This window comes from Alicyclobacillus tolerans (assembly GCF_900142255.1).
GTDB lineage: Bacteria > Bacillota > Bacilli > Alicyclobacillales > Alicyclobacillaceae > Alicyclobacillus_I > Alicyclobacillus_I tolerans.
This window is the reverse complement of record NZ_FRAF01000003.1, coordinates 82,001-97,654: the sequence shown is the minus strand read 5'-3', so window position 1 is coordinate 97,654 and position 15,654 is coordinate 82,001. Positions and strand designations below refer to the sequence as shown.

Sequence of the window (15,654 nt, the reverse complement as noted above, 5' to 3'; positions counted from 1 at the left end):
TGATGTCTGCATTTTTTTATTTCTGTAGATTGCATTTACGTGAAGAACTTGGCAGTATGTATATGAACTCAATATAAACAGTGGAGCGTGGAATCATTCACAGGAGGTAGGTTATGCATACATTTCATGCCTTTTGGTGGCTATTACATATTCTGGGCGTAGCACTTTGGTTTGGGGGACAAGTTCTCTTTTCCATTCTCTGGGCCAAGATTCGCAAACTTCCTGATTCATGGAATGCTGACATCCTTCAATCGCTGTTTGATACTTTTGACCGAGTCTCCCTGTGGTCGGCATTATTAACGGCTGTGAGTGGTACCGTGCTCTCCTTTCTAGTCGAACCGCGGGCCAAGTTGAGTTACTTCTGGTTGACGTATATGCAGGGAATGGGTATTGTGGCGCTTATTTTGAGCGTCTTTGTATTGCGTTGGCTGGGCAAAACTGTGCGCAATCGGATGGTTGCTTCTCGTTCCCCTGGCTCTACTCAAACCTACACTTCCGTCCTTCATTTAAACTCTTTCATTCTCTTGACCATTCTGATGATGGCCGCATTTAAGCCACATTGATTTCACTACTACAGGGGCGCCATGCGATTGACATTCTATGGCGCCTATGCTTTTGCCGTTTAGGAAGAAGAGAAAGGAGAACATTTGTCGAGTCCATGGCGAATCGCATAGATGGCTGCCTGGGTTCTATCTTGCACAGACAGTTTTAACAGTATATTCCCTACATGCGTTTTTACGGTCTTGATACCTATATGGAGTGTGTCGGCAATTTCCTGATTGCTCATTCCTGAGGCTAAACAGGATAAGACCTCGTGTTCGCGAGCAGTCAGTTCTTGGTGTGCGACCTTTTTCTCCGCTTGGAAAAAACTTTCCACAAGCCAAGGTTGCACTTCGCTGTGCAGGTAGGTTTTTCCGGAAGTGACTGTCCGAATGGCTTCTACAATCTCTGTAGGATGGGCAGTTTTCAAAAGATAGGAAGCGGCTCCAAATTTCAAGGCTTCCAGTAACCATTTGTCTTCTAAAGAACTGGTTAACATGACTACGGGTGCAGAATTGCCGACTTCCCTAAACCGGCGCAGAGTCTCTAAACCATCCATATGTGGCATAAGTAGATCGAGTAAAATGACATCTCCAGGATAATCTCGCCACTTGCACAACATTTCCTGTCCATTTCCAGCTTCCCCTACCACGCAAAAATCTTGTTGCAATTCCAGTATCGCTCGTAACCCTTGCCGAACCACAGCGTGATCGTCAACAATCCAGATTTTTATCGTCATACGCCCCGTCTCCTTTCGGTAATCTTGGTATCGTCACCTGTACCGTGAGACCCGGTTGTTGCTCAATCCAATCAATCCTTCCTCCCATACGCTCAGCACGCTCCTGCATGCTCAACAATCCATAATGGTCGGCAGAGATTTTTGTAGATTCATCGATAGGGTTAAGAGCTAAAAAAGGGAGCCCATTACCATTGTCCGAGATGGAAAACGTGTAAGCTGCCTCTTGCTCTATACACTGCACGCGAATTTCCGTAGCATCGGCGTGCTTCAGTGCATTGGAAACAGCCTCTTGGAGAATACGAAACAGTTCTTGTTCCATCCATTCTGGCATAGAACCATGTACATGAAAAGATTGGTGAACTTGGATATGATGACGTTTAGATACGCTGTCAAGAAACTGTTCGGCAGCTTCTTCCAAAGACTGGTTAGCGAGCGGGAGAGGACGCAGATGCAGCAGCAGCGATCGCAATTCCCTTTGAGTTTGGCGAGCGAGATCGGCCATTTGCTGCAACAGCGATTTGAGGGCATCGTGCTTGGCTTCGACAAGTGCAGATTCAGCTAACAGCGACAGCGAAAAAAGTTGCTGGCTGACCGAATCATGCAATTCACGAGCCAATCGTTGACGTTCTGCATCCGCAGCTGCTAGTTCAGCTTTTTTCAAAAGTTGCTGATTTTCAGCGACGAGTGTTTGCAATTGGCTGACCTGTTGTTGCAAAATCTCGCTCATTCGATTAAATGCGATGGCGAGACGATCAATCTCATCCTGTTGATTGAAAATTTGAATACGATGTTGCAACCGACCAACAGCAAGCAAAATAGCCGCTTCTTCAATATCTCCCATGCGGATACGATATCCGCGAGCAAACAGATAACTGAGCATAAGAGAAAGAACAATCAGCGCGATGAAAAGCAAACTCATGAAATCGGCATGATGTTCGGACAAATCTCCGAGAGTAAAACCAAGTACTGCCGTAAACACGGACACACTTACGAAGGTAGTCGTCAGTCGCATTTTTTCACACTCGCATCACGGTCAATTCACCAACGCGTAATTGGGTCAAAAGCCGCACCCTCCGTTTGGAAATTCCGTAGGTGGGATCTTCATATAGAACAGGATAGCGAATGATTCCTTCATGCGAGTCGCCAAAAATTTGAACTTCCCCCATTCCCAGTGTTGCTTCCACGCGTACATCCAACCCTTCCGGTACAAGAATACGAATTTCACCTATCCAACCGTGTACCAAAATTGTATACTCGCCATCGTCGACATGAGCTGTAGCAAGATTGAGACGCAATTCGCCAATTCCCAACCAGTATTCTCCACTGCGCAGTTTCCACGCCCCTCTACCTATGTTTATTTCCCCCAATAAACGCTTTCCAAAAACAGGTAAATTAGTTGAAAATGGCATTGAATGTTGCCCTAACGATACAAACTTGCGAAATGAAGACGATTGCCGATAACCAGTGGTTTCCGTTTGGTTTTTGGAGTTATTTTCAATTCGAATGACAGGAATTCTGCCACGAATTAAGACATAAAAACCGACAAATATAATAAAAAGCCCCAACATCAATTGCCACGGCTGTCGAATCTGGTTGAGCCAGGGGAAAAGTTTGGTGTGATACAAGCAGAGATATGTGAAGATGATAAAAATGTAAAATGACCAGATTCTTCCCCGCACTCGTCTCCGCGAGAGTGTAAAATACAAAAACAGCACCGCCAAAATTCCATATATGATGGAACCACCATTGAACCAAGAACCCGGATGGGGAAAAACATGAAAAAAATAGAGCAAATAAAGCAAACCTATAAGTATAATAATAATGCCCCAATGAGTACCACGCCTCATTCATAGCCCCCCATACTCTACTCCAATTAGAACAATCACTTTGCTGGCAATCCTTTATTCGAATTAAGACGAAGCATACAAGGATAGACCCAAAACGGCAACCCCTTTTGGTCCGATCACGTTATCCACCAAAAGTCGGAGATACATATAGGAATTGAGATGGATTTTTCAGGATATCCACAAGGATAAAATTCAATTATAATCATAGAGACTAGGAGGCCCCCCTGATGCACTTACTTTTAAGGAATCGGTTATTCCTGATCCTTTTCTCTGGCCAATTTGTATCCAGTGTGGGCAGTAATTTATTTTCACTTGCTCTGCCCTGGTACGTTTTACTGATGACCAAATCGACAACAGATTTGGCCTTAAGCGGAATTATGGGTATGATTCCAAGTTTTTTCACACTTTTCTCAGGGGTATTTGTCGATCGCTGGTCTAAACGCTGGACCATGCTGCTCAGTGATTTCATACGCGCAATACTCTGCCTGGCCATGACGGTTTCTGTAATAATCCATTTTCAGCTTTGGCTAATCCTTCTTTTACAACTACTGCTTGGCATAGCTGGTTCTGTCTTCAGTCCAGCTTCATCTGCTTTTGTTCCTAGGATTGTTAGTGATGAGGAGATTCCTTTGGCCACAGGGCTGCTGCAATCCATGAACAGTACATCTCAAATCATTGGCACCATGGCAGGCGGAGTGTTAATCGCTCTGATTGGAGCTCCTATGTTATTTTTATTGAACGGCCTTTCTTTTTTTGTCTCTTCTCTCAGTCTGCTGTTTTTAAAAGCTAAAAATGATACACCACTGTCCAAAACAAATGCTTCCAATCTATCTGGATTAAAAAATTTTTGGCGGGAATGGATAGCAGGAATCCAATTGATTTGGAAGTTCAAAGTTATGAAGGTGATTATTGCCACTGCCATTGTGGCCAATTTTGCGCTTACCCCTTTCTTCATCCTGTTGACAGCCTGGGTTAAAGGGCCACTGCATGGTACAGCACTCGTTTTGGCCATTATTGAAACGAGTTCATCACTTGGCACCATTCTTGGAAGTTTACTTTCCGCAGAATTAGGACGACGGTTTTCCACACGATGGCAGTTTGGAAATAGCCTGTTTATCATGGGGTTAATGGTGGTACTCATCTCCCTCGTACACCATGCAACTTGGACATCTGTTTTAACCTTCATCATGGGCATATCCATGGGTAACGTCAACAGCTATCTGTTTGCTATACTCATGCGCTCCATTCCAAAAAATTTGCAAGGCCGGATTTTTGGTAGTCTTTCGGCTATAGTGAGCATTGCCGCACCTTTAGGACTCGTCATCGTGACATTGTTACTTTCTCATGTTCCGCTCTTTATTTTACTGATTGGGATTGGTGCACTGACCATCATAAGCAGTATCTTTTACACGTTTCCCAATATGAAAGACATCTCCTTGTCTGCTTTGGAACAAATGGCGTTGTCCAGTAATGATTTTCCACACTTGCAAAAGGATTCACTTTCTGTAGATTTGCCAGAAATGTGATACTCTGAGGAGGACAATTCTCAGAGAAAGAAGGTAGAGCGTATGCGCATTGGCATATTGGGAGCTGGCGCTGTCGGAGGATATTTTGGCGGGCGACTGGCCATGGCAGGTGTACCTGTGCGGTTTTTGGTTCGCCCAAAGCGCTACCAGCAATTACGAGAACATAAACTTTGGATTCATACCGATGATGAAGAATGGCAGCTAGAACTCGATCTCGCGGCTACGCCTGAAGAGCTCGGTCATGTTGATGTGCTCCTGGTGGCATTAAAAAACTATCATCTTGAAGCAGCTTTTCCTACCCTTGACGAAGTTGTCAAACGTGGCGCGCGCTTACTACCCCTTCTTAACGGTATGGATCACCTCGATATTTTAAGCGAGCGATATGGAGCTCATAGGGTGCTGGGCGGTACTTGTTACATTGAAACCACACTCGATGAAGATGGCCATGTCCGCAAAGCAGGTCCAATGCACGATCTCGTTTTTGGTCCACGCAGCGAAGAGCAAAAAGAGTTTGCGGAGCAGCTTTATCAGACCATGCTGCTAGGGAAATTCCGAGTGACACTGAGTGAACAAATTGAAACAGAAATGTGGCGAAAGTATACATTTCTCACTTGTCTGAGCGGCATGACAGCGGCTACACGCAGTCCGGTTGGCGTTTTTGTGAATGATGAATTCAGTTTGGCTTATTTGCACTCCCTTGCTGAGGAGATTATTCGCATTGCGCGTGCCGAAGGTGCTCAACTCCCCACCGAAATGGCGAAAGAGATTGCTGTACGCATGCAAAAAGCCTCTCCCAGCCTTACTTCTTCCATGCATCGTGATTTGGAAAAAGGACTGCCTCTCGAACTGGAAAGTTTGCAGGGCGGATTTTTGCGACGAGCCCACAAGCATCAAATTGCTGCGCCACATCTGGCTGCTATCTACGCTTTACTTCATCCATACATTCAGGGTAAACCACAACATGTGGAATGGGGTGTCACCCTCAAGTGACTCAACAAAACGGGAAAAAATTGGCCGCCGAGGCGGCTGTAGAACTCATTGAAAATGGCATGTGGGTTGGGCTGGGAACCGGATCGACCGTCTATTATGCCATTGAAGCCATTGGCAGGCGTATAGCAGAAGGGTTGAAAATCCAGTGTGTCTGTACATCGCGCGAAACAGAAAAATTGGCTGGCGAACACGGTATACCCTTTGTGGATATCAATCGCGCTGAAACATTGGACATCGCCATTGACGGAGCAGATGAGGTAGATGATCATTTCAATCTCATCAAAGGCGGTGGCGGCGCACTGTTTCGGGAAAAGATGGTGGCATCCCTAGCGCGACGTTTTGTGATTGTAGTAGACGCCAGCAAGCGTGTGCAAACGCTGGGCAAATTTAAATTGCCCATTGAAGTTGCTGCTTTTGGACACGAGCACACGGCGCGGAGAATTGCCGCACTGGGATGCAAAACCTATTTGCGCCACAAAGATTCCGTAGTGTATCAAACCGATAATCACAACTATATCTATGACTGCGACTTTGGTGCCATTCAACAACCTGCTGCACTGCATGAGCAGTTAAAATCCCTGCTTGGAGTTGTGGAAACGGGACTCTTCTGCAACATGGCCAATGACGTATTTTGGAGTGACGGAGAGCAAGTTGGTCATTTAGTCTCTGACATGGCCCCATTACCTTAATGCGCAAATAGCCTCTTATTCATCTCAAAATGGAATCAGGCGGCATGGATGCGCCTACAGCGCATCTCTTGCCGCCTGCCCCTTATCGATGCACTTTTTTTCATTCTCTTTCTCGGTTTAAAATCAGGATTCTACAACGGGCTCCTCACCAATCGAACTTTCTGTTATAACGGCCTCTGAATCGGCCTTGATTTGCAGATTCGCCATATCGTCTCGGATGGGAAAAATCATACGCAAGAGACCCATCACTACAAGCGCCCCACAGATGACAAAAACCCACCGCAAATCCATATACATGCTCAACACACCTACGAGCACCATGCCAAGCGGCGTCATGAGTCGTGCAAACCCATTCATGGTTGCAAACAATCGACCACGAAGCGTACCGGGAGCTGACATCAATTTAAGCGCGGTCACGCTCATCATCAGCGCTCCACCCATTGAACCGATAAAGAGAAAAACTGTATCAGCGTATGGATTAGGAACTATACCTACCCCAGCAAAAAAGATACTGATGGTGAACCCGCCCAAGAGTATACCCTGTTGAAAACTGAATATTTTGGTCAATGCCCCAATAAATAGTCCCCCGACCACATCTCCAAGAGCAATGGCTCCCATCATGACACCAAGCCAACTGGCATTCAAATGCAGACCCGTTTTAATCCACATCGGCAAAAGAATAGAGAGTCCAGCAGTGCCGATGTTAAAAATCATTGCTGAAATCGAAATCCAGAAGAACAGGCTGGATTGATACATAGTTTGCAAGCCTGCCTTCCAATCACTGAAGAAAGAAGCATGAGCTCTCTTTTCTATTTTTTCCTCGACCCGAATCATGGGTAATGTAAAGATTGATGATAAAAAGGAGATTGCATTGAGAAGAAAGAGAATAGGTCCACCCAACCACACATAGAGTACTCCGCCAACCGCTTGACTGACCAAACTGACCATAGCATTAGAGGATTGATCAAAGCCTACAGCGGCTGGCTGTTCTTCAGGTTTTACAATAAGGGGAAGAAGCGCACGGGAAGCTGGCATAAAAAACATGCCCACAGCCTCCAAAAAGAATACTCCTGCAATGGTTAAAGCCACGGACAGATGCAAGAAACCAAACACCGCCAAGAGCAGCATCAGCAACATACGAATCAAATCTGATAGTAGCATGACCATTCGTTTAGGGAATCGATCTACATAGACTCCACTGAAAAGCCCCACCAATCCCGGTATGGTTGTAGCTAGACCCACCCAAATCATGTCTGCCCTAGAGTGTGTGGTAGTGTAAATAAACCACGGTAGCGCAAGCAGGAACAGATTGTTGCCAATACTTGAGACTAACTGGCCAGAGTATAAAATAGTAAAATTGCGATTTTTCCAAAGCGAGCGCAGTTCTCTCACCCCCATGATGTTACAGAGAATATACGCTCTGGAAATTTCATTTCCTTCTAGCAAATCAGTTTAAACAAAAATTCTGTTTACCAAAATTTAGCCGGTGAGAGCCGCTCTGCAATTTTCTTACTTTCTTGGCGATGCCGCATACGAGCCTCCGCTCTTTGCGGAGCCGTTTCATACAGCAGCTTCTCCTCCTCTGTCTCAGGTATCACTTTTGGCACAGGCACAGGTTTGCCTTCTTCATCAAGCGCCACAAACGTCTGAAAGGCGGTAGCCGCTATCCGACGCTCACCCGTTTTTAAATCTTCCGCCACTACTTTTACGAAAATCTCCATAGAACTGGTACCTGTCCAGGTTACGTAAGAAGTTAGACACACCGAATCTTTTTGACTAATCGGGCAAAGAAAGTCAACCGAGTCGGTAGATGCGGTAACCACTTCAGCCCGGGCATGCCGAGCGGCTGATATAGAAGCCACATCATCAATGTAGGCCATTAATTTACCACCAAAGAGCGTGTTATGATCGTTCAAATCTGTGGGAAAGACACGGCTAATTTTGACACATCTTGATTCTGAGCATTTTTTTGCGTTTTGTACCATGTTTCTTCTCTCCATCCATCTCGTCTTTCACTGATACACTGTCAATTGTATAATCCAAAACTTTCTTTGGATAGCCTGCCCATTCCGCACAATTCATTCTCAGCGCGATCGCGATAAAAAATCCGGGCTATTCCCAGCACAGGAATAGACCCGGCAGACGATTTCTTACATAGGTCGGAGAATCAACCTACTTGTCTGGCCAACTGGCAGTTGGACGATGATATCATCCCCATCCTGCCGATAATCCGTATCGATTTGCCAACACTTAGCTGCACCGGTAAACCGCAATTCCCGATACGTGTATGGTGTTGAATACCCTTCATGCACCAAATCCAAAGTGACAATCCACTCGTTGCCTCGCCGTTTAGACTGTATGCGAACTAAGTTGTAAGCATTTTTTTGTTCGTACGCGAAACTATGACCGTCGTCTTCATATAGATCCAACGTTTCAGCCGTCTCTCCAACAGGGTGACCATAAAAAACGATTCGCAAGACATCTTGGTGCTCAAATTGGAGGTGTGAATACACATCCGTTTCAGCTATGGGAGCACCCGCTCGGGCAAAAAGCGGCATATGACTCAGCGGAGCATCGACAATATGATACTGGGCACCGCTATAGGTTAGACCGCTTTCCACATCCACCCACTCACCTTCCGGAAAGTAGACCATGCGTTTTCTCTGCTGTGGTCGCAAAACCGGAGCGGCCAACAGATGCCGACCGACAAAAAATTCATCAGCTACCGTACGGGCGGTGCTGTCTCCTGGAGCTTCCATAAAAATTGGGCGAACCACAGGCCATCCCTTACGCGCGGCTTCAGCAAATACGGAATAAAGATACGGAATCAACCGATATCTGCGAGCGATAGCTGCTCGACAGACAGCCTCAATTTCTTCACCAAACCGCCATGGTTCCTGACGAATTGCGTCAATCGCGCTATGATTGCGGAAAAACGGCAGAAACGCCCCCAATTGTGTCCAACGTGCAAGCAATTCCGGTTGCGTATCGTAAGCAAAGCCACCCACATCCACGCCAGCAAAGGGGATACCGGAAAGTCCCATGTTCAACAACATAGGAACCGCCATCTCCATGTGTTCCCAAAAAGAACGATTGTCGCCAGTCCAGACCGCCGCATAACGTTGCACACCAATATAGCCAGAACGCGTCAGGACAAAAGGGCGCTCTCCTTGAAGCTGCTCTCGTAAACCTTCGTAAGTTGCTCGGGACATTTGTAATCCATACAAATTGTGAAGAGCCCTGTGCGGCTGCGGACGTCCCTCTGCCTGATGCATGACATCCAGTTCCATGGTCTTGCTTTCGTTAAAAACAGCAGGTTCATTCATATCATTCCAAATACCCTGGATACCTAATTGTGTATAAAATTTATGTTTTTCTCCCCACCAGCTGCGGGTTGCCGATGAAGTGAAATCCGGAAAAGCGCTGATTCCTGGCCAAACCTCGCCAAAATAAAGTTCTCCTTCTAAGCGTCGACAAAAATAATTCCCACTGACACCTTCTTGATATACGGTATATTCCACATCCCGTTTCACACCGGGATCGACAATAGGAACAATGTGAAACCCTTGCTCCAATAAGTTGCCTACCATTTTTTTTGGATTGGGAAAACGATTGGCATCAAAAGTAAAGACACGGTAACCACGCATATAGTGAATATCCAAATGAATGGCGTCGCAAGGGATCTCGCGAGAGCGAAATTCCTCCGCCAATTGCTCGACTTCCTGTTGACTCATGTAAGAGTAGCGCGACTGGTGGTACCCGAGCGACCAGGCAGGCGGCAGCGGCATACGTCCCGAAAGTTCTGTGTATCGCTCGGTAACCTGTTTGGCGTCTTGACCGAGTATGACATAAAAATCAACCGCGCCTGTATCCAGAGTTATGGTAATCTCTTGATGAGATTTCTGTAAATTCCACTCGCTTTTCGCTGGCGCGTCCAGCAGAAAACCTGTCGCCCCTTTGGCGTCCAATTTCAGAAGGTAGGGTATAGAAACATAGAGCGCTTCCGTTTCCAAGTTATGAGGTGCGTAAACATCAGAATTCCACATGACCGTCTTACTGCCTTGTTTGCTAAGCCAGCCAGTCTTTTCGCCTAGGCCAAAATAGTCAGCTTCTGCCTCAGAAGCAAGTCTCAATTGACTGCTGCCATCCGCAAAAAAACGTATAGAATCCACACGAAGCCGAGATACCCCCTGTGAGTCTGAAATGCTCAGACTGGCGGGCGATCCGTTACTAATCGTGACAGCCAGCTCTCCAAATCGGGAAACCACAGAGGATTGATTCTCTTCTATGGTGAATGGCTGCGCCGCGAGCGGTGTGATGCCAGGTGACGGTACAGAGTCAGTATCTGAACCAGCTTGTACAGTCAGACGTACGATAGACTCCGTCAAATGACGAACCTTGACTTGTATGTCATGTTGAAAAGAAACGCATAGAGTATGCTTTTCTTGATGCGTACTTATCATTTGTTCAAGCCAATATCCTGCAGACTGCTGATCGTAAGAACCTAAACGTTCAGGATGTATAGCTTCACTAGATTGCATCGCTTCCACTCCAAGCTTATAGATTCATTTTGTATCCACACGAGTAATCACAACTCCGTCCGGAGCAAGCATCTGGCTCGACAAATCGTATGCTTGTTCAGGGTAAGCCAACAAAACCTCACCCGATATTGGCAATGACACCGTCGATGGACGATGGTTGAAAGTGATCAAAACCCGCGACCTACTGTCCTCGCTCACTCGTTCATATTGCAAAATTCCCGGCTCCACCCGCAAAAAATTCAAATAATCAGACGCCAGTGCTGATTCTTCACGTTTGAGACGCGCCAAGCGTTTTATCAGATTCAAGATATTTTGATTCTGCCTCTCTTTGCGCCACTCCATGCCGCGACGGCAATCAGGATCGGCGCCTCCTTCCATACCAACCTCGTCACCATAATAAATCATTGGCATTCCAGGAAACGTAAACTGAGCAATCAACGCCCGTGCGACTTTATCTTCCCGATGATTGGCCAAGGTCATAACACGTTCCGTGTCATGGCTGCCCAGCAAATTAAACATGCAAAGGTTTGCCTGTCGAGGATAGCTATATAAAAGATTGGTCATACGGGCTGCATAAGTTTTTTCATCCGTTGTTTCACGGATAAAATAATCAAGTACATTCTCGCGAAACAGGTAATTCATCACGCCATCAAACTGATCACCTTGCAGCCAAGGCAAACTGTCATGCCATACCTCGCCAATGATCAAGGATTGCGGATGACACGACTTTACAGTTTCTCTAAATTTTCTCCAAAAAACATGATCAACTTCGTTGGCCACATCCAGTCGCCATCCGTCAATCCCGATTTCTTCTATCCAATAACGAGCAACCTGGAGCAAATACGCTTCCACATCCGGATGAGCCACATTGAGTTTAGGCATACTGCGAACATCATTGGCGAATGTTTCGTAATTAACCGGTTCGATGCTTACCGTATCTCCATGAATAAAAAACCAATCCCAGTAAGCCGAATCTTTTCCTTTGTGAAGCACATCCTGAAAAGGAGCAAAATCATATCCGGCATGGTTAAACACCGCATCAAGCATGACACGCATACCACGTTGATGAGCCTCTTCTACCAATCGAGCAACATCGTGGAATGTGCCGAAATCGGGATCTACCTGCAGATAATCAGTGGTATTGTATTTATGGTTAGAATCCGCCAAAAAAATGGGCGTCAAATAGATGAGTCCAACACCCAACTCCTGTAGAAAAGGCAATTTCTCCAAAATTCCTGCCAAGTTTCCACCTAAACGCAAACTTGCAGTGGGTGTGGTATACCATTCCGACTCCGAAACATGTTCTTTGCTCCCTGCTCGATAAAAACGGTCTGGAAATATTTGATAAACTGTTGTCTGGCGAACCCACTCAGGCACCTGATACAAATCACGCGAGCAGAGATAGGGTAAATGGAAATACCCCGCCAATGAGCGATCTGTGTCTGCTCCATGACCTCCCAAAAATACAGGTAGTCCATCTGGCTCTTGCCTATCTGTGATTGAAAATTGGTAAAGCAGTCGCCTTGTTGGCACTTCCACATCAATGACATACCAATCCCAATTTTCGTCCGATCCGTTTTTTCTCATTTCTTGACACAGGCATTCTTTTGCAAATTGACTGACATATCGATCTGCCGTGTAGACATGAACAGCTACAGCAGCGCCTGCTTCGATTGCACATACCAGACGTGCCCGATGAGACGTGAGCGCATAAGCAAATGGGGACTGCGAACGGTGAAACCATTTCCATCGAATCTGCACGGCAAAACACTTCTCTCTTGATAAAATTCCCAGCCGTTATGGAACACAAGCGATTTGGCTAAAACTTCAAACCGGATGATTGAGATAATTGACCCATACGGCGCGCGCCACAAGAGTTACGAACAATCAATTCGTGTTGAATGACACGATGCTTGGTCAATGGTTTACCCGCTTGAATTTGTTCCAAAAGTAATTCACCTGCGGCCACACCCAGTTCGTGCATATGAACACGCACACTCGTCAAAGAAGGATTGGCAATTTCGGCCAAACGAATATCATTAAAGCCCACAATAGCTAGTTCCTCAGGCAACGCATAGCCAAGTTCTGCTGCTGCTCGCATGGCTCCAAAAGCTAAAACGTCGTCAGAGGCTAACACAGCCGTTGGTCTATCGGACAAAGCCAGCAGGCGCATCATGCCAAGATAGCCCCCTTGCTCCAAAAAGAAGCTCGAGACTTCCATACGCTCCTCTGGTTGAATTCCCCATTCCAACAACGCTTTTCGATATCCTTGAACGCGATCGACCGTTACCAACAAATCACTGTAGCCACCTAAAAAACCGATGCGCTCGTGACCGAGTTGCAAAAGATGCTGTGTAGCTTCATAGGCAGCTTGGACATTATCATTGTTAACTGAAGAGAAATTGATTTCCTGATTAGGACGTCCAAGCAATACTGCCGGAAAATTAGCTTCCGTGATTTTGCGAATGGCAATGTCATCCTTGCGACTGCCAAGGAGAAGAATTCCGTCAACACGTCGACCTCGTATCATTCGGTCCAATACTTCTTCTTCATTTTTTGCAGAAGTAGAGAGTACTGTATCCCAGCCTGATTCCCGAGCTACTTCAGATACACCGCTCATCATCTCTACAAAAAATGGATTTTGAAAAAATTCATTCATCCCTGGTGGTATGAGGATACCTATGGCACGCGCCATGTTTGTGACCAAACCGCGCGCAAAAACATTGGGATGATAATCTAACTGTTCTAACGCTTCACGTACACGCCTTTTCGTTTCTGGCGATATGCGCGGCGAATCGGCAAGCACACGAGACACTGTAGAAGCCGAAACATTGGCGAGCGAAGCAACATCTTTAATGGTGGCCATGGTTTACAACACACGCCTTTCTCTACTGTCTTAAGAACGCGGGATTAACCTTTCACCGATCCGGCCACTAGACCAGAAGCAATCCAGCGCTGGCAAAGGCCAAAAATAATACCAAGCGGAATGGCCGACAAAAGCGCTGCTGCAGCAAATTCTCCCCATGCCTGACCAAAGTGGTTAGAAATCATCCCGTACATACCAACAGCCAACGTATAATTGGAGGGCGATATGAGTATCGCGCTGGAGATGGCATAGTCGCTAAAAATGCCTACCAGTGTAAATAGGAAAATGACCACCAGCATGGGTAGCGCAAGTGGAAGCAAAATCCTCACAAAACGCTGCCATGAGTTGGCGCCATCCATAATTGCCGCTTCATCCAACTCCACTGGTACCGTATCAAAATATCCCTTCAGAAGCCAGACATTAAAGGCACTACCGCCAATCATCACAAGAATGTAAGAGTATAGTGTATCCATCATGTTGAGTTTGGACAGAGCTGAATAATAAGCAATGACTACCAGTAAATTTGGAAACATCTGTAGCAGAATCAACACCATCAACCCGTACTTGCGTCCCCAAAACCTCATCCGCGCAAACGCATAGGCGGCGAAAGCAGTGATGAAAACCTGTATGATGGCAATAGTTACACCTGCTAAAACCGTATTTTTGACCCAAACAAAGAAACTGCTATGAAACAACAACTGCTGATAGTTTGCAAAGGTTGCATGAGGTGGAATCAATTGAAACGATGTCACGTTATTGATGGGATTGATGGATGCTGTGAATACAAACCAGATAGGCAGCAACACTAAAATGATAACAATCCACAGTACTAAACGCGAAGCCCATAACCCCAACCGTTCACCAGGCCGCATTTTTCTTGCTCTGAGTTTAAGCGTTGGTTCAGCTTGCTCTTCTTTGACAACAACAGGCGCAGACGCCATGCTCATGCTTCCTCGCCCCCTTTGAAGGCTCCTGTATAGCGCATATTCAACCAACTGATGAAAGCTACCAGAATAAACAACAGAACTGACATGGCGGAAGCTAAATCGTAACGGTTATACGTTAAACCCATTTTGTAAATTTCTGAAGCAAGAATATCCGTGTATCCAACAAATTGATTGTTGTCTCGTACCGGACCTCCGCCTGTTAGCAGATAGGCAGCGTTAAAGTTGTTAAAGTTGAATGCGAAGGAAGGTATGAGAAGCGGCAGAGAAACTTTCCAGACACCGGGTAGAGTAATGAAGCGGAATTTTTGCCGCCAGCGTGCACCGTCCATTTCTGCAGCCTCGTATAATTCTGTGGGCACCGCCTGCAGGGCTCCTAAGCAGACAGTCATCATATAGGGGAAACCAGCCCAAACATTGACCATAATCATGGAAAAACGGGCCCAGAAAATACTACTTTGCCATGGAATCCGGGGTAATCCAAATACCTGCAAAAAAGCATTCACTTGTCCATAGCCATCATTGAGCAGACCATTCCAGGACAACATGGTAACCACTGAAGGTATAACCCAAGGTAAAATTAACAGCACTCTATACAGCACCGATTCTTTCATATTGGGATTATTGAGTAACATAGCTAGCAACAAACCTATAAAATAACAAAACAGCGTAGTCAAGCCTGCATAGACAATCGTCCATATCAGAGTAGGAATAAACACAGTTGAAAGCGGACTATTCGGATTGAGCAGTGTTGCGTAATTTTTTAAACCTACAAAATGAAACTGTAAAAAATGGAGCTGGTTAAAATCTGTAAAAGAAATATAGATGGTATAAGCAATAGGAGCTAACGTCAGAACACAAAGTGTGATGAGCAAAGGTGACATATACCCATAGGAAATCCACTGAATTTTCCGTTTCGGCCGGGGAATTTCTGACTTTAACCGCCTTGGTACTTGCGCAGACATGGACACC

Annotated in this window: 14 protein-coding genes; 4 read left to right on the top strand and 10 right to left on the bottom strand. The window is 45.9% G+C overall.

Annotation, left to right across the window (positions count from 1 at the left end; all coding sequences use genetic code 11):
• The first annotated feature begins 113 nt into the window (after positions 1-113).
• On the top strand, positions 114-563 hold the full coding sequence (locus BUA75_RS02560) for a hypothetical protein (protein ID WP_072873022.1): 450 nt from the start codon (positions 114-116) through the stop codon (positions 561-563).
• A 59-nt stretch (positions 564-622) separates the two neighbouring features.
• Here BUA75_RS02560 and BUA75_RS02555 read toward each other — a convergent pair whose 3' ends face one another.
• From BUA75_RS02555 to liaF, 3 genes are read right to left on the bottom strand one after another with little or no spacing between them, the layout of a single operon-like run.
• Complete coding sequence (locus tag BUA75_RS02555) at positions 623-1,279, bottom strand: response regulator (RefSeq protein WP_072873021.1); 657 nt, start codon at positions 1,277-1,279, stop codon at positions 623-625.
• Positions 1,254-2,264, bottom strand: a complete 1,011-nt coding sequence (locus BUA75_RS02550) for a sensor histidine kinase (RefSeq protein WP_207549689.1) — start codon at positions 2,262-2,264, stop codon at positions 1,254-1,256. Before BUA75_RS02550 ends, BUA75_RS02555 begins: the two co-directional genes overlap by 26 nt.
• A gap of 31 nt (positions 2,265-2,295) precedes the next feature.
• On the bottom strand, positions 2,296-3,126 hold the full coding sequence (gene liaF / locus BUA75_RS02545) for a cell wall-active antibiotics response protein LiaF (RefSeq protein ID WP_072873019.1): 831 nt from the start codon (positions 3,124-3,126) through the stop codon (positions 2,296-2,298).
• Between the two features lie 227 nt (positions 3,127-3,353).
• Between liaF and BUA75_RS02540 the strand changes: the two genes are divergently transcribed.
• The 3 genes from BUA75_RS02540 to rpiA are packed head-to-tail and all read left to right on the top strand — an operon-like array spanning position 3,354 to position 6,331.
• Positions 3,354-4,652, top strand: a complete 1,299-nt coding sequence (locus BUA75_RS02540) for an MFS transporter (protein ID WP_072873018.1) — start codon at positions 3,354-3,356, stop codon at positions 4,650-4,652.
• Positions 4,653-4,694: 42 nt separating this feature from the next.
• Positions 4,695-5,642, top strand: a complete 948-nt coding sequence (locus tag BUA75_RS02535) for a ketopantoate reductase family protein (protein ID WP_072873017.1) — start codon at positions 4,695-4,697, stop codon at positions 5,640-5,642.
• Positions 5,639-6,331 (top strand): ribose-5-phosphate isomerase RpiA, encoded by a 693-nt coding sequence (gene rpiA / locus BUA75_RS02530; RefSeq protein WP_278247829.1) that lies wholly within the window; start codon positions 5,639-5,641, stop codon positions 6,329-6,331. The genes BUA75_RS02535 and rpiA overlap by 4 nt, the downstream gene beginning before the upstream one ends.
• 123 nt (positions 6,332-6,454) lie before the next feature.
• Here the strand turns inward: rpiA and BUA75_RS02525 are convergent, their stop codons facing one another.
• The 7 genes from BUA75_RS02525 to BUA75_RS02495 form a co-directional block, all read right to left on the bottom strand.
• Positions 6,455-7,729, bottom strand: coding sequence for an MFS transporter (locus tag BUA75_RS02525; protein ID WP_072873015.1), 1,275 nt, complete (start codon positions 7,727-7,729; stop codon positions 6,455-6,457).
• 71 nt (positions 7,730-7,800) lie between these two features.
• Positions 7,801-8,316, bottom strand: coding sequence for an acyl-CoA thioesterase (locus tag BUA75_RS02520; RefSeq protein ID WP_370541541.1), 516 nt, complete (start codon positions 8,314-8,316; stop codon positions 7,801-7,803).
• Positions 8,317-8,481: 165 nt separating this feature from the next.
• The gene (locus BUA75_RS02515; protein WP_072873013.1) at positions 8,482-10,872 is read right to left on the bottom strand and encodes a glycoside hydrolase family 31 protein; all 2,391 of its coding nucleotides are present in this window, start codon (positions 10,870-10,872) and stop codon (positions 8,482-8,484) included.
• 24 nt (positions 10,873-10,896) lie between these two features.
• Complete coding sequence (locus tag BUA75_RS02510; protein ID WP_072873012.1) at positions 10,897-12,633, bottom strand: alpha amylase N-terminal ig-like domain-containing protein; 1,737 nt, start codon at positions 12,631-12,633, stop codon at positions 10,897-10,899.
• 58 nt (positions 12,634-12,691) lie between these two features.
• Complete coding sequence (locus BUA75_RS02505) at positions 12,692-13,738, bottom strand: LacI family DNA-binding transcriptional regulator (RefSeq protein ID WP_072873011.1); 1,047 nt, start codon at positions 13,736-13,738, stop codon at positions 12,692-12,694.
• A 44-nt stretch (positions 13,739-13,782) separates the two neighbouring features.
• The gene (locus tag BUA75_RS02500) at positions 13,783-14,685 is read right to left on the bottom strand and encodes a sugar ABC transporter permease (protein ID WP_072873010.1); all 903 of its coding nucleotides are present in this window, start codon (positions 14,683-14,685) and stop codon (positions 13,783-13,785) included.
• Positions 14,682-15,647, bottom strand: a complete 966-nt coding sequence (locus tag BUA75_RS02495; RefSeq protein WP_072873086.1) for a carbohydrate ABC transporter permease — start codon at positions 15,645-15,647, stop codon at positions 14,682-14,684. The genes BUA75_RS02500 and BUA75_RS02495 overlap by 4 nt, the downstream gene beginning before the upstream one ends.
• Between the last annotated feature and the right edge of the window lie 7 nt (positions 15,648-15,654).